Annotated in this window: 25 protein-coding genes; 9 read left to right on the top strand and 16 right to left on the bottom strand. The window is 46.9% G+C overall.

What is annotated here, in order from left to right:
* Nucleotides 1–108 precede the first annotated feature (108 nt).
* The gene (locus tag H4O21_RS06880) at nucleotides 109–1,011 is read left to right on the top strand and encodes a DNA ligase (RefSeq protein WP_182808102.1); all 903 of its coding nucleotides are present in this window, start codon (nucleotides 109–111) and stop codon (nucleotides 1,009–1,011) included.
* Nucleotides 1,012–1,141: 130 nt separating this feature from the next.
* Here H4O21_RS06880 and H4O21_RS06885 read toward each other — a convergent pair whose 3' ends face one another.
* Complete coding sequence (locus H4O21_RS06885) at nucleotides 1,142–1,534, bottom strand: DUF3461 family protein (protein ID WP_220495543.1); 393 nt, start codon at nucleotides 1,532–1,534, stop codon at nucleotides 1,142–1,144.
* Nucleotides 1,535–1,837: 303 nt separating this feature from the next.
* Here H4O21_RS06885 and H4O21_RS06890 point away from each other — a divergent pair, with 303 nt between their 5' ends.
* Nucleotides 1,838–2,443, top strand: coding sequence for a nitroreductase family protein (locus H4O21_RS06890; RefSeq protein WP_182808103.1), 606 nt, complete (start codon nucleotides 1,838–1,840; stop codon nucleotides 2,441–2,443).
* A 151-nt stretch (nucleotides 2,444–2,594) separates the two neighbouring features.
* Here the strand turns inward: H4O21_RS06890 and H4O21_RS06895 are convergent, their stop codons facing one another.
* The 11 genes from H4O21_RS06895 to H4O21_RS06945 form a co-directional block, all read right to left on the bottom strand.
* Entirely contained in the window at nucleotides 2,595–2,879 is a 285-nt protein-coding gene (locus H4O21_RS06895; RefSeq protein WP_182808104.1) for a hypothetical protein, read from the bottom strand.
* A 384-nt stretch (nucleotides 2,880–3,263) separates the two neighbouring features.
* Nucleotides 3,264–4,163 (bottom strand): TroA family protein, encoded by a 900-nt coding sequence (locus H4O21_RS06900; protein WP_182808105.1) that lies wholly within the window; start codon nucleotides 4,161–4,163, stop codon nucleotides 3,264–3,266.
* 87 nt (nucleotides 4,164–4,250) lie between these two features.
* Entirely contained in the window at nucleotides 4,251–5,153 is a 903-nt protein-coding gene (locus H4O21_RS06905; protein WP_182808106.1) for a metal ABC transporter permease, read from the bottom strand.
* Nucleotides 5,150–5,890, bottom strand: a complete 741-nt coding sequence (locus H4O21_RS06910; RefSeq protein ID WP_182808107.1) for a metal ABC transporter ATP-binding protein — start codon at nucleotides 5,888–5,890, stop codon at nucleotides 5,150–5,152. The genes H4O21_RS06905 and H4O21_RS06910 overlap by 4 nt, the downstream gene beginning before the upstream one ends.
* Nucleotides 5,891–6,847, bottom strand: coding sequence for a metal ABC transporter solute-binding protein, Zn/Mn family (locus H4O21_RS06915; RefSeq protein WP_182808108.1), 957 nt, complete (start codon nucleotides 6,845–6,847; stop codon nucleotides 5,891–5,893). It lies immediately after the preceding gene.
* A gap of 19 nt (nucleotides 6,848–6,866) precedes the next feature.
* Entirely contained in the window at nucleotides 6,867–7,424 is a 558-nt protein-coding gene (locus H4O21_RS06920) for a DUF6162 family protein (RefSeq protein ID WP_182808109.1), read from the bottom strand.
* Nucleotides 7,411–7,764 (bottom strand): hypothetical protein, encoded by a 354-nt coding sequence (locus H4O21_RS06925; protein WP_220495544.1) that lies wholly within the window; start codon nucleotides 7,762–7,764, stop codon nucleotides 7,411–7,413. Before H4O21_RS06925 ends, H4O21_RS06920 begins: the two co-directional genes overlap by 14 nt.
* 15 nt (nucleotides 7,765–7,779) lie before the next feature.
* Complete coding sequence (locus H4O21_RS06930) at nucleotides 7,780–8,640, bottom strand: DUF4198 domain-containing protein (RefSeq protein WP_182808110.1); 861 nt, start codon at nucleotides 8,638–8,640, stop codon at nucleotides 7,780–7,782.
* Nucleotides 8,641–8,678: 38 nt separating this feature from the next.
* Nucleotides 8,679–9,209: a DUF2271 domain-containing protein gene (locus H4O21_RS06935; RefSeq protein WP_182808111.1), complete on the bottom strand. Its 531-nt coding sequence runs from the start codon at nucleotides 9,207–9,209 to the stop codon at nucleotides 8,679–8,681.
* Complete coding sequence (locus tag H4O21_RS06940; RefSeq protein WP_182808112.1) at nucleotides 9,209–9,874, bottom strand: PepSY-associated TM helix domain-containing protein; 666 nt, start codon at nucleotides 9,872–9,874, stop codon at nucleotides 9,209–9,211. Before H4O21_RS06940 ends, H4O21_RS06935 begins: the two co-directional genes overlap by 1 nt.
* Before the next feature lie 164 nt (nucleotides 9,875–10,038).
* The gene (locus tag H4O21_RS06945) at nucleotides 10,039–11,985 is read right to left on the bottom strand and encodes a TonB-dependent receptor domain-containing protein (RefSeq protein ID WP_182808113.1); all 1,947 of its coding nucleotides are present in this window, start codon (nucleotides 11,983–11,985) and stop codon (nucleotides 10,039–10,041) included.
* Between the two features lie 227 nt (nucleotides 11,986–12,212).
* On the opposite strand from H4O21_RS06945, the gene H4O21_RS06950 reads away from it, so the two are divergent.
* Nucleotides 12,213–12,923: a glutathione S-transferase gene (locus H4O21_RS06950; protein ID WP_182808178.1), complete on the top strand. Its 711-nt coding sequence runs from the start codon at nucleotides 12,213–12,215 to the stop codon at nucleotides 12,921–12,923.
* 52 nt (nucleotides 12,924–12,975) lie between these two features.
* Nucleotides 12,976–13,599, top strand: coding sequence for a pyridoxamine 5'-phosphate oxidase family protein (locus H4O21_RS06955; RefSeq protein ID WP_306667869.1), 624 nt, complete (start codon nucleotides 12,976–12,978; stop codon nucleotides 13,597–13,599).
* A 243-nt stretch (nucleotides 13,600–13,842) separates the two neighbouring features.
* Here H4O21_RS06955 and H4O21_RS06960 read toward each other — a convergent pair whose 3' ends face one another.
* Nucleotides 13,843–14,361, bottom strand: coding sequence for a BsuPI-related putative proteinase inhibitor (locus tag H4O21_RS06960; RefSeq protein ID WP_182808114.1), 519 nt, complete (start codon nucleotides 14,359–14,361; stop codon nucleotides 13,843–13,845).
* Between the two features lie 282 nt (nucleotides 14,362–14,643).
* On the opposite strand from H4O21_RS06960, the gene H4O21_RS06965 reads away from it, so the two are divergent.
* From H4O21_RS06965 to H4O21_RS06980, 4 genes are read left to right on the top strand one after another with little or no spacing between them, the layout of a single operon-like run.
* Complete coding sequence (locus H4O21_RS06965) at nucleotides 14,644–14,832, top strand: CopG family transcriptional regulator (protein ID WP_182808115.1); 189 nt, start codon at nucleotides 14,644–14,646, stop codon at nucleotides 14,830–14,832.
* A 6-nt stretch (nucleotides 14,833–14,838) separates the two neighbouring features.
* Nucleotides 14,839–16,362 carry a CHAD domain-containing protein gene (locus H4O21_RS06970; protein WP_182808116.1) on the top strand — a complete coding sequence of 508 codons (1,524 nt, stop codon included), beginning with the start codon at nucleotides 14,839–14,841 and terminating at the stop codon, nucleotides 16,360–16,362.
* Nucleotides 16,359–17,105, top strand: coding sequence for a ParA family protein (locus tag H4O21_RS06975; RefSeq protein ID WP_182808117.1), 747 nt, complete (start codon nucleotides 16,359–16,361; stop codon nucleotides 17,103–17,105). The genes H4O21_RS06970 and H4O21_RS06975 overlap by 4 nt, the downstream gene beginning before the upstream one ends.
* Nucleotides 17,106–17,116: 11 nt before the next feature.
* Nucleotides 17,117–17,515 carry an NUDIX hydrolase gene (locus tag H4O21_RS06980; RefSeq protein ID WP_182808118.1) on the top strand — a complete coding sequence of 133 codons (399 nt, stop codon included), beginning with the start codon at nucleotides 17,117–17,119 and terminating at the stop codon, nucleotides 17,513–17,515.
* A gap of 85 nt (nucleotides 17,516–17,600) precedes the next feature.
* Here H4O21_RS06980 and H4O21_RS06985 read toward each other — a convergent pair whose 3' ends face one another.
* The 3 genes from H4O21_RS06985 to H4O21_RS06995 all read right to left on the bottom strand — a co-directional run bounded on the left by H4O21_RS06985 (nucleotide 17,601) and on the right by H4O21_RS06995 (nucleotide 19,553).
* Entirely contained in the window at nucleotides 17,601–18,113 is a 513-nt protein-coding gene (locus tag H4O21_RS06985) for a hypothetical protein (RefSeq protein WP_182808119.1), read from the bottom strand.
* Nucleotides 18,114–18,245: 132 nt separating this feature from the next.
* A complete protein-coding gene (locus H4O21_RS06990) occupies nucleotides 18,246–18,932 on the bottom strand; it encodes a pirin family protein (RefSeq protein ID WP_182808120.1) in 687 nt (228 codons plus the stop codon).
* 129 nt (nucleotides 18,933–19,061) lie between these two features.
* The gene (locus H4O21_RS06995; RefSeq protein ID WP_182808121.1) at nucleotides 19,062–19,553 is read right to left on the bottom strand and encodes a DoxX family protein; all 492 of its coding nucleotides are present in this window, start codon (nucleotides 19,551–19,553) and stop codon (nucleotides 19,062–19,064) included.
* A gap of 152 nt (nucleotides 19,554–19,705) precedes the next feature.
* Between H4O21_RS06995 and H4O21_RS07000 the strand changes: the two genes are divergently transcribed.
* Nucleotides 19,706–20,620, top strand: a complete 915-nt coding sequence (locus tag H4O21_RS07000; RefSeq protein WP_182808122.1) for a LysR family transcriptional regulator — start codon at nucleotides 19,706–19,708, stop codon at nucleotides 20,618–20,620.
* Nucleotides 20,621–20,637 lie beyond the last annotated feature (17 nt).

Raw genomic sequence — 20,637 nt, forward strand, 5'->3', positions numbered from 1 at the left:
AACTGATTTATTGGAGAAACAGATATGCCTGTAAAGGATGACAGGACATTGCTTAGCCATCAGCTCTGCTGGTGGCTTTCGAATATCAGGACATACCAGGGAGGTTTTATGTCTGGATCTTTTATTGCTGAGCACTCGTTACTATTGGCAGCTGCTGTTCCACTCATCTCAGAAGCTGACTCATCTCACTTAACTCTTCTTGCTGTTGATGCTTCTCCGCCTGTTATGCTGGCAACAGAATTTAAGACGACCCTGCCGGTAGATCATTATCTGATCAGTGAAAAGCTGGACGGGGTCAGAGCATTCTGGAACGGAACGGCTTTTCTTACCCGTCAGGGGCATGAGATTAAGGCTCCTGACTGGTTTACCTCAGGATTGCCGGATATCCGGCTTGATGGCGAGCTTTGGATTGGCAGACAGCGTTTTGCGGAATTATCGGGCATTGTCCGCCGTGAGCAGCCTGATGATGACTGGACACGTGTGCATTACGTTATTTTCGACCTGCCAGAATACCCCGGTGTGTTCAGTCAACGCAGTAAGCAGCTGACACAGCTGGTGGCAAAGATTGATCAGCCCTGGATAGCAGGTGTGGACTATTTTCAGCTGAGCAACTTGTCAGAGCTGGAGAGCACATTGAAGCAGTTAAGTCAGGCTGGTGCAGAAGGCCTGATGTTGCATCATAAAAAAGGAATTTATCAGGCTGGCAGGAGCACTGCATTACTGAAATATAAACTATATCAGGATGCTGAAGCCGTAGTGGTGGGCTACACTCCAGGTAAAGGTCAGTTTTCTGGTATGACGGGTGCCCTGGTGGTGCGTTTACCGGATGGTCGGCAGATGAAAATAGGTTCTGGTCTTAGCCATAGTGAGCGACGTAATCCACCTGCTAAAGGAAGTACAATCACTTACCGTTTTAATGGTTACACCACAACAGGATTACCTCGTTTTGCCCGCTTTATGCGGGTCAGAGATGACTTTATCTCTTCTCAGTCGACGATACAGACAGAGTAAAACACATCAGAACAGTTATCTGATATCGATAGAAAAGTCCGGTATAAACAGAGCATAAGTTGAGAGTTGACCACTTATGCTCTGTAGCCGAATCGGCAGATCCGTTTGCCAATCTGTTTTCTGCGCTGAATTACAGCTCATCAATCTGGCGACGAATATCTTCAACTTTGCGCTGCATCACTTTTTCCAGATGATCAATCTCTTTCAGCAGCAGGGCTTTCTTATCTTCTGATTTTTGCTCTGCAGCAACCAGCTTATCCAGTTCATCGACAGCACGAAGATAGAAAGGAGATGGCTCTGTGGTATGACGATAGGTTGTCAGGCCTTCATTCACCCGGCGATCTTTATGAACACGCTGGAATTTGAATTTTTTGCTTTTAGCAAACCAGTCACCCGAATGTCGGTGGAAATAGATTTTCAGAATGTCATGATCACCTTCTATACGAGAAGTATATTTTTCGATATCACGAACATTGTCGATTCCCATCTCTTTCAGAGTTTCAAACTGGTCTTCCTGGATCATGGTAAGCCTCCCGAGCGGCGTATTAACAGCTGGATAATAAATTTCTCTTAGATAGCAATATTAACTTAATCTTAATTCTGCATTCCCCGATACATGCGACATATTCTTTTAAAAAAAAGACAAAGGAAAGACATAATCACTGAATATTCTGAGTTTCTGGATGTGGCTCACAAAAATGTATGAGGCCACAGTTTGTTTTTTGATCTTTATCAAACGGTCTTCCTGCTTAACCCGGGTTAAGTGCATATCATCCATTGTGAGATAACCTTGTCGCCATCAGCAACATACATAAAGAGACATCACATGAATACTATTGAAGCCATTTACCAACGCCGTGCCGTAAAGCAGTTTGATCCTGATTTTGAGATTAGCAAAGAAGATGAGCTACGTTTACTGGAAGCCACTATTCAGGCTCCCACCGCCTATAATATTCAACACTGGCGTTTTCTGGTTCTGAGAGATACGGAACACAGGGCATATATTCGTCAGCATCTGGGCTTTAACCAGAGTCAGATGACAGATGCCTCGTTGCTTATTTTGCTGACTGCCGATACCCTGGCATGGCAGAAATCACCGGAGCGTTACTGGGCTAATACCAATACGGATACGCAACAGCTGATGACAGGGATGATAAATGACTTTTATAGTGGGCGGGAATGGCTGCAAAGGGATGAGGCCCAGCGTTCTATTGGTATGGCTGCACAGACACTGATGCTGACAGCGAAAGAGCAGGGGTTCGATACTTGCCCTTTGATGGGGTACGACATTGAAGGTGTGGCTGAAGAGGTTCGTTTGCCAGAAGGTTTTATTCTGGGGCCTATGATAGCCGTAGGAAAAGCGATCAAACCGGCTCACCCTAAAGCGGGGCAATTACCACTGGATGAACTGGTCATCGAAAATCACTTCTGACTCAATTGCAGATGATCCATTTATACTTGAAGGAATGCTGGTGATGTTGCTCGCATTGTTTCAGGTGCTGGCAGGCAAAGATGGGTAAAGCGGACTGAGGATGGTATGTGTGAGTGACTAACTAAACGTCTGATTCGGGAAAATGCCCGCATCAGACCCACTCAACACATCCTTCTCCCAGATAATCAGCCAGAAAATCCCGCGGCCCCGCCAGAACATTAATACTGAATACCTGATGATCGTGAGTGATCGCCAGTCTTTTCAACTTTCGTCCAGCCAGCCATACTTTTTCTGACAGCTCGAAAACACTGTACTCTTTGGTTTTAAAAAGCACCTGCTCTACCGGATAATGATTGTCGTCTACTGTCACTACTCTTCGCGTTTCTGCTAGCTGCTCAAGCGGGTTGTTCAGAGCGGAGTGGATTGCTGATGCCATAATCTTATCCTCGGAAAACACTGTTCTGCACCTGAAGTCTATGCTTCATAATATAGTTATGGCCCTGATTTTCTGGTATTACAGTGGATTACATGCATCTATAAGGTCAAAAATAAACTTATTAAAAACAATCGGATATCAGTAAAGCTTTTTATAGTTCTACAGAATATCTGCTTATGATCCTCGATATATTACTGTCAGCCTCAGAGCATTTAGTCCAGATAATCTGCTAACTCGGGATAGATATCGGCCCAGGTTGTACCCTGACAGCAAAAAGCGCCATGACTCAGTAGCGAAATAAAAGTCCGTGGTTCAGTATATGCCGCATTCATTGGCGGGAAATATCGAAATGGTTTTATTTCGCTACGAATCGCTTGAAAATTTTTATAGCGTAGAGTCGTTGGATTTCAAGGCATCCAGATTGGCTTTCAGCCAGTGCTCAAAAGAGCCTGAATAGACTTTATTCAAACTGTTAAGCTGCCAGTGGGTTTTGGGATATGCAGCATCGGACTGTCCCGGTTTATCGGATAACCAGAGACACCTCATACCATTATCATTTTCTTCTGCATCCAGCACAGGCAAACTCAGTGCGTACAGCAGAGGATTCAGCTCAGGCTGAGTAGTGCATAGTCCGTCCCATTGTTGCTGCCAGAGCATATCATCCAGACTCAGGGCGAACTGGCTGATAGCCTGATCATTTTGTTGCTGATTCCGGGTGATCTGTGGCTGATGCTCTGGCCATAAGCGGGCAAGATCTTCGGCAATGATACGGTTCATCACTTTCAGGTTAGCGGGGCTGAGCCAGAAATAATCCAGACCGGATTCCGCACTCTGCTGGCGGCTGACGCGTGCGCCTTCTGGTTTTAGCTGAATGGCGGCATCCACAGGAATAATGTGAATATTGTGGTGACGAAGAGTCGGATAAACCCGTAGTTCGGGCCAGACTGATGCCACATTAATGACAGCAGTATATTGTGGTAATTCAGAGGCTTTTTCAGGCAATTTATTTTGTAGCCAATAACCAATTCTTTTAACCGGATAGCGCTTAGCGGGCAGATAATCTGTTTGTACAGAAGTGCCTTGCAGCAACGCTCGTGTCAGCAGATCGGTCACAGGCAATGTGGTTGCGATATGTGCCTGATTTTGCTGGCCAGCAGCTACAGCATGTCTGACAGGCATTAATGCCAGCAATAATAATCCACATAACGCAAATCTGGCATAACCAGCCTGCTGTTGGTGTGCAGAAAAAAATGAATAAAAAGAGTGGGTGAGACATCTGAGCATAGTGGTCTGTTTCTCTTAATTGGTCATGATATTCGTTTGGCCAGAAAAAGGACGGGGCTATGGTCCGTCCCGTCCTGATGGTGATGATCAGGCAATACGTAATATTTTCAGTTGATTCAGCAGTACAGTACTCAGGAACAGGGTACTGGCAAGGAGTACGATAGCGGCTCCTGAAGGCACAGGCAGTTCAAAGGCCATCGGCAGTACCACTCCAGCAACACAACAGCCGGTTGAGATCAGTAATGTCCGGATAAAGAACTGACGAATATTACGACTGATCAGTCGGGCCGTTGTAGCCGGAATCAGCAGTAAAGCTCCAACCAGAACCGCACCGATAATTTTCACTGCCGCGACTGTGACCAGAGCAATCAGAAGGATAAAGGCATAATCAAACAGGGTAACTCTGGCTTTTTCACCACCCACGCCCTGAACCCGTGCCAGATCCGGTTGCAAAGAGGCCATCAGAGCCTGATTCGCAAATCTCAGAGCCAACAGCAGACTAATAGCAGAGATAATCGCCAGGATCAGCAGATCTACTGGTGTTACGGTCAGAATAGAGCCGAACAGCACATTTTCCAGGATATGTACGTTGACCTTTTTTGCCACATATAGCAATAGTGCGGCACCCAGAGCGATAGCAAAGGCCAGAAAGACGCCTACCAGGGCATCATATGGTACCTGTGTCCGGCTTTTGACCCAGTGCAGTAACAAGGCAAAACAGAGACAGAAACTGAATAAAGCAGCGACAGGTTGAGTGGCGGGTTCCCCCAGTAAAATACCAATGGCAATACCGGTCAGAGCACCGTGGCCAACGGCCTCAGAGAAAAACGCCAGGCGTTTAACCACCACCAGGGTGCCCAGAGCGCCCAGCAATGGACCGGTTAACAGTGCTGCAATGAGAGCATAAGTGACAAAAGGATACTGAAACATCTCTGGTAACATGCCTTGCGTCACCAGAGTGGTGATAAACTGATGCAGGCTGTCAATCATGAACAAACCTCCGAAGTGCTGCTGGTCCGGGATACTGTCAGTGACCTGGCCGGTATGTCATCCTGATTGTGGCTGGCACCATAAATCTGTTCAGGAGAGCCAGAGCGTTCTATGCCCTGATTAACGACAACGACCTGATCAGCGTGCCGACGGACAAAATCATGATCATGATGTACCATCACCAGAGTGCACCGCTGTGCTTTTAACTGAAGAATCAGTTGTTCAATGGTCTGTTGCGCATCCTGATCCAGGCCCGTCATCGGTTCATCCATAAACCACAGCGTTGTGTCCTGAGCCAGCGCACGGGCGAACAGCAGACGTTGACGCTCTCCACCTGACAGCTGGCCCAGCTTTCTCTGTGTTTTATCCTGCAGACCAACTTTCTCCAGCAGGCTCTGAAGTCGTTGTTTCTGGGCTTTACTCTTTTTCAGAAAAAATGCCCGTGTATGAATGCTGGCGTGTAAATAATCTTCAACGGTAACAGGTAAGGTGGCATCAAAAAACGCCAGTTGAGGTATATAAGCAGGCAAACTGGCTTTGCCTGGCCATTGCCAGTGAATGTCTCCGCTATGGGGCATAAGTCCCATCATAGATCTCAGCAGAGATGATTTACCGGCACCATTCGGGCCTGTGAGCAAATGAAGCTTACCGGCTTCAAGCGTCAGGTTGGCAGGTTTAAGCAGGGTATTATCGCCAATTATCAGACCTGTCTGGTTCAGTATGATGGATGGTCCCATTTATTCTGCTCCTGCCGGAACAGAATCTGACGACAGGGCTTCTGTCAGCGCCTGGCTCAGTGTTTTCAGGTTCTGTTCCATCTCCAGATAAACCTTATCTTTTCCATAGGAGCCGTAAGTCATATGAGAGAAATGATGTAACCGGATACCTGTGGCTCTTTCAATCGTGCTGACGTAACGGTTGTCCATGTCCAGTTCGGTAAATAGCAGGTTGACATTGGCTTTACGGATTCTGTCGATAGTTTTCTGCAGTTGAGTGGCGCTGGGTTCAACGCCATGAGCGGGCTCAATGACAGTATCAATGCCAATACCAAATTCCTGCAGAAAGTACCCGTAGGCGTTATGAGTACTGGCGATGCGAACCTGACTCAGATCCTGACCCGATAGCTCTCTCATATAATTGTTTTTCAGGCCGCGCAGTTTTCTGGCATAGATAATGGCGTTTTTCTGGAAATAACGCGCATTATCCGGGTCGAGGTTACCCAGCTCACGGGCAATGGTGTAGACCTGTCGAATTGATGCATCAATAGAAACAAAGGTGTGGGGGTTCCAGGCGTTCTGAGTGTTGGCTGCAGCCAGCAGAGGCACATCTTTATTGGCATTAATCAATGTCAGCCGGTCTTTCAGTTCCGGTTGGCTATGAATCAGTTTTTCAACGGCATGAGTCGCAAACTCATCATGTCCGATACCATTCAGCACCAGCGCATCCATTGTGAGTAAACGTTTCAGGTCAGCGGGTTGTAGTTCATAACTATGGGGATTAAATCCGGCATCGACCAGAGGCACAATTTCAGCTCTATCCCCGACGACGTTCGCGACGTAGCTGTAATAAGGGTGAAGTGTAATACCGACTTTTAATGGCGCAGCCTGCAGATTACCGGATAACAGTACCAGAGTGCTCAGCAACACTGACAGCGCCCGGCCAGAAAAAACAGTTAATATTCGGATAGCTTTCATACTTGAGGGTCCCGGATGTTCAGAATTCAGTAATCTGTAATTGCCAGTGTTCAGTCTCGTGACAACTCTGATGCTTTCCCGGATCTGACTGGCGGGTATAAATATGTCCGGGGGATTGTGAAGATTCCGGAATCACCAGTAGAAAGGTCGTACGGGTTTGCAGAGCGATACCCAGGTAACAACCTCTATCAGGCATTTGCCACTGATAATCAGCGGTCACTGAATGAAAGGGAGGAATCATCATCTCTTCCAATGTTTTAATATCAGGCCACAGGTTGTCGGTTTGCTGTAAAAATCGGATTTCTGTAATCGCATTACTCAGGCTGGTCAGCATGGCTTTGTCCTGAGTGTTCAGCTCCAGATGGCTGGATTTTTCCGGTGGTATTGTCTGGTTAAACCAGATTCCTGTTCCACCGGCGAGTAAGATGAGCAGCAGAGCCAGCAAACACCAGCGGGTTTCTTGTTGGCCATTCAGGGGATGGATGATCTGAATCTCACCAGCAGAACCCCCTGGCCCTGCTGGTTGATCAGACTGACGCTCGTCCCTTTGTAAATATTCCTTACTATAACTCGTCATAATCAATCTCAACCGGCGCTTCGTGCCCGGCATCAAAACGGATGTAAAACTCTCCCTGAGGGCGTTCGAAAACCACCTGAGAGGCCTGGCTGGTTTTCAAACTCAACAGAACATTGTCGTCGTAATCCAGCACTGTAACTTTCTTGTTAACGGCCAGGCTGCCATCGCTGAAACCAGCTTCGCACGTTACTGAATTGCTTTCGATAATACAACTCATTAACGGATAGTGAGCATTCGCATTTATGGATGAAAGCAGCAGCAAGGCTGCACACAGACATTTAAGATGTCTGTGCACAACCCGCAAGTCAGTCATCCGAAACCATTGTGTGCTTGTCATCATTGCAGGGTCCCAACGTTATGGAAGTTGAGTTTCAAAAGTCATGTACAGGATATGTCCGGCTTCGTCCGCTCGGTCATTGTTTATTTCCTGTTTCAGGTATGCACTCAGATACCAGGGACCAGCCATGTCAGGAGTGAAACGTACCATACCGTCTTTATCTGATTTTATTTTGATCATCTGGCGATCATTGCGGTATTTAGTGCCATGAGGTGTCAGCTCAACATCGACATCTTCGGCAGGTTTTCCATCCATAAATAGCTGAAACTCAGTTTCTTCTCCGGCAACAACATCACTGGGATGGGTTGGTCCTGCCAGTTCAAGGCCTTTGTTTTTCAGTGTCAGGACACTGTTATCTGGTGCCTGCCAGGTAATAAAGCTCATAGTTGAAATCTGGTAGAGCATGGTTTTAACATCACGGGCGTTATCTGGCAGACGTTTTTTAGCTTCCAGTTTGTCAACGAACATGCGTTTTTCGGCATCGCGTTTGCCTGAAACGTAATGGGTGATATAAACCGGTGGGCGCTGAGTGGACAGCTTCCAGGTACCAGGCTGATCAATTTGCAGGTCAAATACACTGCGGCGATGCCCTTTAAAGTAACTGCTTACACGTTGTTTACTGCCATCCGGAGCAATGATCTCTGCTTTATCCAGAGACAAAGGCTTATCAACGCCAAAAATAGTGTGAGACGCTGAGGCATCAACGGTAATCCACTCCGCTTCTTCACCGGACAGATTAAATTCATGAGGCAGTAACCACATAGGGTGTGCCATGGCCAGGCCGCTTGCTGACAGGCTTAATGCTGCCGTCAGCAGAGCTTTTTTCATATGACGCTTAATCGGATGAATGGCTGAATCAGATAAAAAATTTAAAGGCATAAGAGCTCCTTTCAGATAACGTATTAAAAAAGCAAAGTTCAGTATTGCTGTACCACAACAGGTCCCAGCTCTTTACCGGCTTTGATGCGATAGGTTTGCTGGCCATCAGGCAAAGTGAAGCCTTGCTTCAGCTGAGTACGACTACCGTGCTCTCGCGAAGCCTCTAGTCGAAGTGTGTACTTACCTGGTGAAACAGCCTGTCCGGACATATCCGTACCGTCCCAGTTGAGAGTAAAGGTTCCGGGTGCTCGGGTTGCGCCTGAGATACCATCCAGGTCTTCTTCCTGATAACGGCCTGATTTTCTCCACCAGCGGCGCAGATCTTTCAGCCATTTCTTGTCTTCATGCCAGACAGCCAGTGTCTTAACCGCTTTGCCTTTTTCGTTTTCAATCCAGACAGCAACATAGGGGCGCTGATACTGGCCGCTGGCAATTTCAGGCAAAGTGAACTCAATATTCAAAGCCTTCTGGTCAGATGAAGCTTGCAGAGCTCCGGATAAAACCAGTCCGGATGCCAGCAAAGCGGTAGCAATCAGCTTATTAACAGAGGGAGATAAAACAGAAAACATCAAAGTGTGCTCCAGTACATCAGTAAGAGAATGCCTGTTCCCACTCCGCTGATACCCAGTAACCGGGCCCGGCGCTTTTTCTGAGGCAGTAATAGCCAGAAACCACTCAGGGTAAACAGCAGCATGATCAGAGCGGACAGGTCGATAAATAGTTGCCAGACAGGGCCGGAGTGACGCCCTTTATGCAGATCGTTAAGGATATGAATCGCTCCGGCATTTTTTTGCTCCAGAACGACTTCGCCAGAGTTCAGGTCAAACTCTGCAATGCTGTAACCACCGGGTTGCTGGATATCAATCACCAGCAAGCGTTCTTCTTCATCCCAGTCCAGGTGTATTTCCTGGCCTCTGACACTGTATTCATCCCGTAACCAGTGGATCAGAGGGGCTGCCAGGGTGATCACATCGTCTTGATCAGGTGAATCAGAGTCCGCATTCAGTGAGTCTGGAGGCGTGCTCTGAACAGGTATCAGAGTCTTCAGTAAGTTTTCAGGCAGCTCAGCTTCTGTCATTTGAGAGGGTGGAGTATCGCTGAACCAGTCCTGATGGTTCAATGTGATGCCCGTAATAGTGAAGAACAGTATAATCAGCAGCATCAGCATGGATGAATACAGATGGATGGCTCTTACGGTACGGTGTGGAAACAGGTTTGCCAGTTTATCTATCACGGTTATTCCTGAACTTATTATTTCAGATATTTGCCTATCCCGGATTCTGCTGCAGAACGTTTTCCGATACGCAAAAAGGGCCGAAGAGATAAACTCCCCGGCCTGCGCGATGAAACAGAACGGTTGTTATTTTATTATTGTCTTCAGTATCATGATGCTGGCTGTCAGAAGCTGTAAGCTGCTGTCAGTTTAAAATTACGGCCTGGCTCCGAATCATCCAGAATCAGCTGTCCAAACCTTGGGTGATTGCTTTCACCGATGCGGGATACATGAGATACATAGTACTCATCAAACAGATTCTCTATACCTGCCGTCAGCACCAGGCCTTCAGCCGCAGCCGGAGACCAGCGAACAGAGAGACTGTGTACGTCATAGCCCTTTTTATCCAGCTTGTCTTCGTCCAGAACGACCTGAGACTCCCACTCCAGCTCCAGGTTATGAGCAGGCAGAGCATAGTCGACAGTCATTGAAATGGTGTCACCGGACTCATCACTGACAGGCTCACCGGTTTCTTTAACCTCTGAGTTAGTTCGAGCATAAGTCAGTAGCAGACCAAGATCATCTTTATCCATTTTTACGCTGGCTTCGAAGCCTTTCAGAGTGACTTCATTCTGATTGTGCCAGCCAGAGTCACTGCTATATTCAATACGATCATCAATCTGAGTGTTAAAGAGTGTCAGAGCCATTGCGAGCTTATCCAGACTACCAACATTCTGCTGATTAAAGCGGAAACCCAGCTCGCTATTCAGACCGGTTTCTGGTTTCAAGGCAGGATTTGCCGGATTGACAGTGTCGGCGTAGAAAGCTTCTTCCAGGTTAGGTCCCTGAAACAGGCTGGTTGTTGCAGCCCGCAGAGTGAAACTGTCAGAGACATCCAGCTCTCCCGCCAGACTCCAGGTCGTTTCATCGTATGTTTTGTCTGCCATAGAGGTGTTCAGGTCATAATGATTCTGGCGAATACCAGGAATCAGGCGTGCATTACCAAACGCGATCTCATTTTCCACATAAAGAGCCGCATTGGTCGCATCTTCTCCACCGTAATCAACACCATCTTTATGCACTCTGCTCTCTTCTTTATTAATCTCGCCGCCATAGCGCAGAGTATGGGTAATATTGCCGGATTCAATCAGGGACTCCGCCAGAATCTTCGCACCGGTATTCTCAACACGACCGGCTTTCACCCGATAGTCGTCGGTGTTTTCTTCGCGCTCCAGTTCAAGCTCATTACGGTAGGCGTTGGCTTTCAGATACAGGTTTTCACCTTTGTCCAGCTCATAGACGGCCGTCAGAGTGGAGCGGTCATAAGTGGTTGGATAAAGTTTGTCGCCGGTAATCGCTTTGTTGGTAGCAACACCCATATCCGCACGGAAAGGATAATCGCCATCATCCTTATAGCGGTCATAACCCAGCTCAATCCGGTTTTCATCATTCAGATCGAAACCCGCTTTCAGCATACCGTTTACGATATCACCATCGTTGCCGAGGCTTTCACGGCCTTTGCCATCTTCAGGGTTATCACGATCTACCTGATAAATGTACGCCAGCATATCGACGTTGTCTGATACCTGGCCATAGCCTGTCAGGGAGTAACCAAAGTATTTATTGGATGCCACATTGCCCTGAATACGAGCACCAAAGCGCTGATCGGCCCGCAACAGGTCAGCAGCATCTTTAGTTTCAAACTCTACCGCACCACCCAGTGCACCAGTCAGTACAGAGTTAGCACCCACCTGAATGTTAGCAGCCTTCAGAATATCCGGATTGATCAGCAGGTTTCCTGCATGATGGTACATGTAAGCATTCTGACTGGCACCATCAATGGTGATATTCAGGTCGGTATCATCCAGAGCACGAATATTAATTTTCTGTACCATAGAGTGAGTACCACCAATCTCAACTCCTGGCAGAGATCGCATCAAATCACTTAAATGATCCGCTTGTTTCAGCTCAATATCATCATCACCCAGAAAGGCAGAGGTACTGGATACCTGTGTAGCCCAGACCTCAGTGGTTCCCGTTGCTGTGGATTGTTCCTGTGCCCAGGCTGCCGTGCTGGCCATTCCGATAGCAACTACAAGCGGCAATTTTTTAAGTGATGGTTTGCTTTTCATTTAACACACCTTTCTGATAATGGTTCTCAATGGCGGTGTGTATTCTCGGGATATTTAATGTTAATGAGAATGAAATTTACACTCTTTACGTTTCAGGGTGAAAAAAGAACCGCTTCGGGTAGAGATTACAGAGTTTATTGAGTAGAGATCACAGGGTTTGTTGTACAGGGCTGTAAGCAGGTATGATGCGAGTCGCTCGATAACAGGAGATACAGGCATTGTCCGATATGACAGATACAGCAATACTCTATTCTTTCCGGCGTTGCCCCTATGCTATGAGAGCCAGGCTGGCCATTATGAGTGCAGGTCAGCAGGTTGAGTTACGTGAAATTGTGCTAAAAAATAAGCCTGAACATATGCTGACCATAAGCCCGAAAGGTACGGTTCCTGTACTGATCTTACCGGATGGACAGGTGATTGATGAGAGCCGGGACATTATGCAATGGGCCCTGAATCAGAGTGATCCGGATGGTTTGCTGAAGACTCCGGGTGGCTGGCAGTATGAAGCGCTCCAACAAAAACTGGTTGCACTGACAGATTATAACGACGGCGAGTTTAAACATTGGCTGGATCGTTATAAGTACGCGGATCGTTATCCTGAAAAAACGGCTGAAGCTTACCGTCAGAAAGGGGAACACTTTCTGTTACAGCTGGAACAGCTCTTAGCCGAGTTACGGACTCAGTCTGAAGGCGATTATCCGGCAGCACAGGCGCGCCCTGTCTTTCTATCTGGTGAGGCCCCATGCCTGGCAGATATCACCATTATGCCTTTTATCCGTCAGTTTGCGCATGTCGACCGGGACTGGTTTTACAAAGCGCCTTACCCTGAATTACACGCCTGGTTGCAATGGTGGATTGCCAGTGATCTGTTTACGCAGGCAATGAAAAAATATTCGCCCTGGTGTGATGGCGATGAGCCAATATATATTCTGAACTAAATAAATTTGCCCTGTGTGGAAGCGATTCTGAAATACAGCCTGAATGGAGATAATGATGAAAATTGAAACGGAAGAACAACTAAGAGCGCTCTATGGCTATCCTGTCGGGCGCGCTAAGCAGAAACAACTGCCTGCTCTGGAGCAACACTCCAGGCGTTTTATTCATACCTCTCCTTTTGCTGTTATTTCGACCTGTAACATTCATGGTCAGGTAGATGCATCTCCTCGTGGTGGCCAGCCTGGCTTTATTCATGTGCTGGATGACAATACGCTGTTGATTCCTGATGCCAAAGGCAATAACCGGCTGGATAGCCTGGTGAATATTGTTGAAAACGGTCAGATCGGTTGTCTGTTTATGATTCCGGGCGTTAATGAAACCCTGAGAGTGAATGGTGAAGCGTTTGTCTGTACTGATGATGAGTATCTGGATCGCTTTGTTCAGGGAGACTCTGCGACAGAAAAGCATCGGCCACAATCGGTTATTCAGGTGAAGGTAAAAGAAGTCTTTTTACACTGTGCAAAGGCTTTTATGCGCTCCCGGTTGTGGTCGGCTGATGCCCGGATTGAGCGAAGTGATTTTCCAACGATGGGACAAATGCTGAACGATCAGCTAGGAGACGCCGCTAAACCGGAAAGCCAGCAGGAGATGGAAGCTCGCTATCTGGCTTCTTTATAATTTAAGTGCCTGCTCATAATCTTCGAAGCAACAGAACAAAGGAATGCCAAATGTGTGAACTGGAGACTGGTATTAAGCTTTCACTCCAGAATTGGAAGAATATGCTGAAACTGCTCACGGGTGATATCGCTGGGGTATTTTTGTCTCATTTCCGGGATTACCCTGGAAATGAGAGATTATGAACAGGCTCTTAGTAAGAAGCCAGCCTGTCGGAGCAATAATCGGCACTCAGAAACCAGAAAATCAGTTAATCCAGAGTGATTGAGCCTCAGGCTCTGCCAGCATACCGTCCTGTATAAATATAGTGAGTGATGGCTGTACCAGATACTGTCCCGGTTGAACCTGATTACCTTCCAGATCCAGACCATTCCAGACCTTAGTAAAATCCAGGCGTTCGCCTGATTTCAGCACCCCGGAGATGACCACCTGAAGAAATACCATGTCATGAAATGGTGACCAGATCAGCTTATCAGATTGGGTGATACTGATATCATGTGCCGGATGAGTCAGTTGATATTTCAGGTCCTGAGTTCCGTTATTAGTAATCTGATAATCAAAGGTAACCGGCTCCCCTCTGAGAAAAATCTCATTGGGCTGACCAAAGCGATCCCGAATAACAAACTGTATTTCAACTTTATCCGGTGTCACCACTTTTTGCTCAGGTAGCGTCATTCTGACGGTTGTATCGCTGTCGGTTCGTCCCAGACATCCTGAAAGAATCACCACCATAAACAGTAATATGGCTTTTATTCTGTGCATCATCTCTGTTCCCTGTTTTATTCATATCATGCTGATTGCTGCAATATATTTTCAGCTCAGAGTACTCAGGGGTAAATCCGTATTCAGCCATGTCTTTGTAGCAAAGTGCATCACTATTGTCTTCGAAGAGTACATGCCGATACATTTGCTCTCATTCATCCTGCTTATCCGACTTAAGTTGTATCGCTGTCACAAGGAATTAATTTGAAGTCGAAACATTTTATCGGCATACTCGGTGACGTCATTACATCATGACAGGCTCTATAGCTGACAAGGGTCAATCAAATGAGTAAAGAAAAATCAGAATCAGAAATAGAAGAGAAGAAAAAAAATACTTCTCTCAGGTTGAGCAACAAGACTCTGAAGGCTCTGAAAATCAAGGCAATTGAAGAAGAAACCAGTGTTCAGAAAATAGCCGAACAACTGATTGAAGATTACCTTGCCGGGCATATCAAACTTAAAAAACGGAAATAGCGTCTTATGGTTAAGCATTCCAGGTGGCTGATACAGGATGCCGATCAAAGTGAACAGATTCTGGAAAGAATGCAGACACACTTTCTGCCCGATCTTATTTGCCACGAGCAGGATACTCTCACCTTTTACGATGACTTTGAATGGCGTTTATGGCGTAAGGATTTTCTGCTGGCCAGTAATATCCGGGGCCAGATTATTCTGACGGAAGGTAACGACAGCCAGACCTTTGATAACGAAGTATCGCCTTCTTTTGCCAGAAGCTTCAGAAATCAGAATCTCAGCGACAGATTGTGGCAAGTTTCTGATATTCGCCGGTTGCTGCCTATGGCAGAAGTTGAGACCAGCGTCAGAGAGTATGCGTTACGTAATTTCGAAGACGAAAAAAAGGTCTGCAAACTGGTCATCACCCGCTCTGGCTATGCCGATATGTGGGAACTGACCAGCATGAGAGGTTACGACAAGGATTACCGTGAAGCACTGAGCTGTATTCTGGAAGCAGAGCCGGAAAATCCGGAACGTCATTTGTATCGCCTGAGTCTGGAGTTGCTGGATATCAAACCGGGCAAGTATAAATCCAAACCAAAAACCAAAGTGCCACCCGAGATGGCATCTGCTGACGCATGCAGCAAAATGGTTCGCAAAATGTGGAAAAATGTCCGCATTAACGAAGACGGTATTATTCAGGATCTGGACACTGAGTTCCTGCATCAGTATCGGGTTGCTCTGCGCCGTATGCGGGCGTTATTTGCTCAGATGAAGAACTATATCGGTCCTGAGCAAAGCCTGTGGTTTAAGGATGCTCTGGGTGATCTGGCCAGAGAAACTAACCGTTTACGGGATCTGGATGTCTATCTGGAAGACCGGGATTACTATTTTGGTCTGGTTCCGGAAAAGCTACAGCCCGGACTTGAAGAGCTGTTTCAGCATTTTACCAGGGAACGCAACCGGGAACAAAAACGGGTGGCGGCGTACCTGCAGAACACTCCTTATTTGAATAAGGTATCAGCGATTGAAGAAACCCTGAAGAGCTGTCCATCAGAACCCGGTGAAAAAGGCCATCTCCCAATTGCTGAAGTGGCCGCTCAGCGTATCCGTAAGCGCTATAAACAAATCGCCAAAGATGCAGCCCTGATTCATGATCAGACTCCGGATGATGATGTGCATGAGATTCGTCTGGATTGTAAGAAACTGCGTTATCTGCTGGAGTTTTTCGGCCCGGTGCTGGACAAAGAGCGGGTTCGTCCGGTGATGCAGGCCCTGAAAAAATTGCAGGACAATCTGGGGCGCTTTAATGATTACTCCGTGCAAAGAGAAAGCCTGGAGCATTATCTGGAAAACCACAAAACCTCTGAAGAGATACAAAAAGCCGTTCATGCATTGTCTGGCGTACTCTTTATGAAACAACAAAAAGAAAGAGAACAGGTATGTGGTCAGCTGGAGGATTTTCTGGCCGATGACGTACGACAACTGATTAAGCAACTGACCCAGCCGACGTCTATGGCTCAGTCATCAAAAGGGAGCCCTGCATGAAGATTCTGGCCTGTTATAGCATTAAAGGCGGCGTAGGAAAAACAGCGACATCCGTTAACCTGGCCTATGCGGCGGCACAATCCGGATTACGCACACTGCTGATTGATCTGGATTCACAGGGAGCTTCCTCATTTTATTTTCGTGTCCGTTCCGGCAAGAAAAACTGGGGAAAACGCTTTTTCAATACGTATGAAGAGCTGCTGAAACAGATCAAAGCATCAGATTATGACAATCTGGATATCATTCCGGCCCATCAGTCTTTCCGGCACTTCGATGCGCTGCTCAGTGATCACAAAAAGCGCCATCGTCGTCTGCGTCAGGTGCTGAAAGGTCTGAAGCAGGAGTATGATCTGATTATTCTGGACTGTCCGCCTACACTGAGTTACCTGAGTGAAGCGGTTTTCCAGGCGGCTCAGATGATTGTGGTGCCTGTCATTCCAACAACGCTGTCTGAACGCACTTTTGAACAACTGCAGGACTTCTTCCGGGATAAAGAGCTGAGACTGGATAATATTTATCCGTTCTTTTCTATGGTACAGCGCTCAAAACACCTGCATAAGAACACCATAGAGCGCATGCAGGTACGCTATAAAAATATGCTGGAAACCCAGGTGCCTTTCTCCAGTGATATTGAGAAGATGGGGGAACACCGCTCTCCCGTTGCCTGCTATGCAGCCCGCACCGCCGGAGGTTCCTCCTATAACCATCTCTGGCAGGAGATCTCTCAGGTTATGGATAGCTGACGGGGCCGGGTATGAGCAGAGAGCGTATAGCCGCTTTACCTGTCAGAAAACGGAAAAACCGGGCAGATGAGATCTGCCTGGTCACTTCCCGTCAACATGGATACTGGATGATCCCTATGGGGAAAAAGGAGAGAAAACTATCCAAAGCAGATGTTGCCCGACTGGAAGCTTATGAAGAAGCCGGAGTACTGGGGACTCTCAGTCGCCGGAAATGCTTTGCTGTGAATACCTGTTCCGGTAAAAAAGGGAAAAAGCGCAGCGTTATCATTTATCCGATGAAGGTGCGTAATATTCTGAAGCGCTGGCCAGAAAAAAGAGAACGCAAGCGTTGCTGGATACCTGTTAAGAAACTAAAGAAGTATCTGGCAGACAAAACTCTGGCCAAAGCGATTAGTAAACAATTAATCTGATAACTGCTATTTATTACTTCTACTCAGAAAAGATACAGAGTCAGGACTCAATCACAGATTCAGGACTGGCTCTGTAAAACACAATTTATTCCGGCATCTCGTCAGCCAGCCATTTGCTCATTTGAGGGAAAACCACTTCCATTCTGTCATTCTCCGCTGAAGCGAATGCACACTGTGTCATTCCCAGCCAGCTCAGAATCGGTGTGCCAAAATATTGCTGTTGAGAGAAGTTATCAATAATACTCTGTGATCCCCCTTTATAACCATCAGGGTGGAAGACTATCTCTGGTGCCAGGTTCAGGTGTTTTAATGCTGCCCACGACCAGGCTATAGCAGCCATTTCTTCGCTGGGGTTATGGCCAACATAAGCCCCTGTTTCATGTCTTCGGCTGGCAGGAATGACAGCCAGATGCCCAGCTTCATGTAACAGATCGCCAGGATACTTAAGCTGTTTTCTGTCAACCAGAATAATGCCATCCTTAATAAGAATGCCGGGTAAAAAAGTATCTTCCGGTACAGACTCAAAGCGAACGGTGAGGCCAATATCCTGAATAAAAGAGATAATCTGATCTGCATAATCTGTTGTATCTTCAGTCATCCTGTAGTCCTTTATTACATAACAAAAAACTGATATCTGGTGATGATAGTTTCACAGACTCACGCAAAGTTATATTACGAGAGATAACAGTAATGATCTGAAGAGATTTCTTTTGTCTTTTTTATCAGATAGTTATGGTAAATCAAATAATAAGGCTTCAGCCTGATTGCTGATATCCAGAGTTAATCGTTCTTCATCAGTAATGGTCATGCCATCTCCGGTCAATAAGGTTTCACCATTTACGACCATCTCTCCACCAACCATATGTAAATAAAAAGTCCTCTGTGCAGATATATTGAGCTGTTCATTCTGATGATCAAATTTCAGTTTATATAAGCTGATATCCTGGTTAACTTTCATCGAACCATCTCTGGCATCAGCAGATGCAATCAGTGTCACGCCCTTTGCATCAGAGAAATTTTTTTCATAATAGGCAGGCTTAAGGCCATGAGTATCCGGGCGAATCCAGATTTGCAGAAAGTTCAGGTTCTCTGTGGCAGATGGGTTAAATTCACTGTGCCTGATACCGCTTCCGGCGCTCATCACCTGCACATCCCCAGCTTTCAGTACCGTGTGAAATCCCATAGTGTCCTTGTGCTCAATACTGCCTTCTACGACATAACTGATGATCTCCATGTCCTGATGCGGATGAGTTTCAAACCCCATTCCCGGACTAACCCAGTCATCATTAATTACTCTTAATTCAGATATTCCCATATGCCTGGGATCGTAATAACTGGCAAAAGAAAAAGTATGTCGGCTATTCAGCCAGCCGAAATTAGCATGTCCACGGTCATTGGCTTTACGAAGTGCCAGCATAATGTTGCTCCGTTTTATGGTGTCAGTATGGATCAGAAGTGTTATCAGGCAGGTCGGCTAATATCCGGCGAATAAAATATGCTATTGCCTCAGTGCCTGCCTGATTTGCCTGTCAGAGTGGTCGAAAGATCAGGCCTGTCGGGCTGTTGTGACAAAGTCTGTATTTTTGCCATCACTTCCCAGTTTATACTGCAGAATCCGATCGGCTGATAAGGCACCACCACCAGAGAACACCAGAGCGACAGAGATGGATAACAGTGCCAGGCCAAATTCATAACCATTATTACTCATGAACAATCCGTTGCCGATATGAACTGCCAGAATGGCCACTACCATGGTAAAAGCCAGCACCAGAGCCGCAGGGCGCACCAGCAGTCCCAGTAACAGAGCTAATCCACCAAAGAACTCGGCACTGCCTGCCCCCAAAGCCATCAGATAACCTGGTTCAAGACCAATAGATGCCATCCATTGTCCAGTACCTTCCAGACCATAACCTCCGAATGCACCAAATAGTTTTTGTGCACCGTGGGCCATAAAAATGATGCCTGCAGGAATACGCAGCGCCAGTGCAGCCAGGTTATTGTCTGTTGTTACAATTTTTTTGATGATTGAATCTTTCATTCTCGTAATCCTCAGTATTCTTTATCTGTGCTATTCTCATTAGCTGCTGAGCTTGCAACATCGTTTGCCTCAGCGGATGTATGCACTATAGCGCTGAGCAACAGGAAAAAATAACGGAGAGTTTTGATTTAAAAGATCAAAAAAATTGAACAATGTCTTCCCCTATTACACTTGAAGCGTTAAGAATTCTGGATGCTATCGATCGCAGAGGAAGCTTTGCAGCCGCTGCCGATGAATTGCACAAAGTCCCTTCTGCACTGTCTTATACGGTCAGCAAGCTGGAGGAAGAGCTCAGGGTTGTACTGTTTGACCGAACTCGCAGAAAAGCCCGGTTGACGCCGACGGGGCGTATGCTGCTGGATCAGGGCAGACAGATACTGGTTGCAACAGAAGAACTGACCGCCAGAGCGAGAGAGGCAGAACAGGGCTGGGAAACAGAGCTGAGGATCTGTATTGACAGTCTGCTGACCCCCGAGCCTGTTTACGAATTAATTGCTCAATTCCATCAAATACAACCCAGAACACAGATCAGGCTGACAGAAGAAGTACTGGGGGGCAGCTGGGATGCGCTGAATGCTAACCGTTGTGACCTGGTCATCGGTGCTTCCGGTGAACCACCGGCTCAGGGATTTAAACGCCATTATCTGGGAGTAGTAGAATTTGTGTTTGCCGTTGCAGAGCACCACCCGCTATGCCAGAAGCCACAACCTTTGTCGCTCAGGGATATCGAAGCCTGGCCTACTGTTATTGTGGCAGACAGTTCACAGGATATGCCGGGGCAATCCATTGGCTTACTGGATGGCCGCAGCCGGATTATTGTGCCAACTATGGAGTATAAAATTCGAGCTCAGATCGCCGGAACCGGTGTAGGCTATTTGCCTCGCTACCGGATTCAGCAGGCTCTGGAACGAGGGCAGCTTCGACAGCTGTTACTGGCTGAACAGAGAAGCCAGCCCGATATCAGTGTCGCCTGGCGCGGCAGCAGTAAAGGTAAGGCTCTGCAATGGTTTACTGATCAGCTCAGACATTATCAGTTTGATAATCAAGCCGGACTAAGAGCCTGTTAACACGTTATACAGGCCCT

It is taken from the genome of Oceanospirillum sediminis (assembly GCF_014164585.1).
Lineage (GTDB): Bacteria > Pseudomonadota > Gammaproteobacteria > Pseudomonadales > Halomonadaceae > Oceanospirillum > Oceanospirillum sediminis.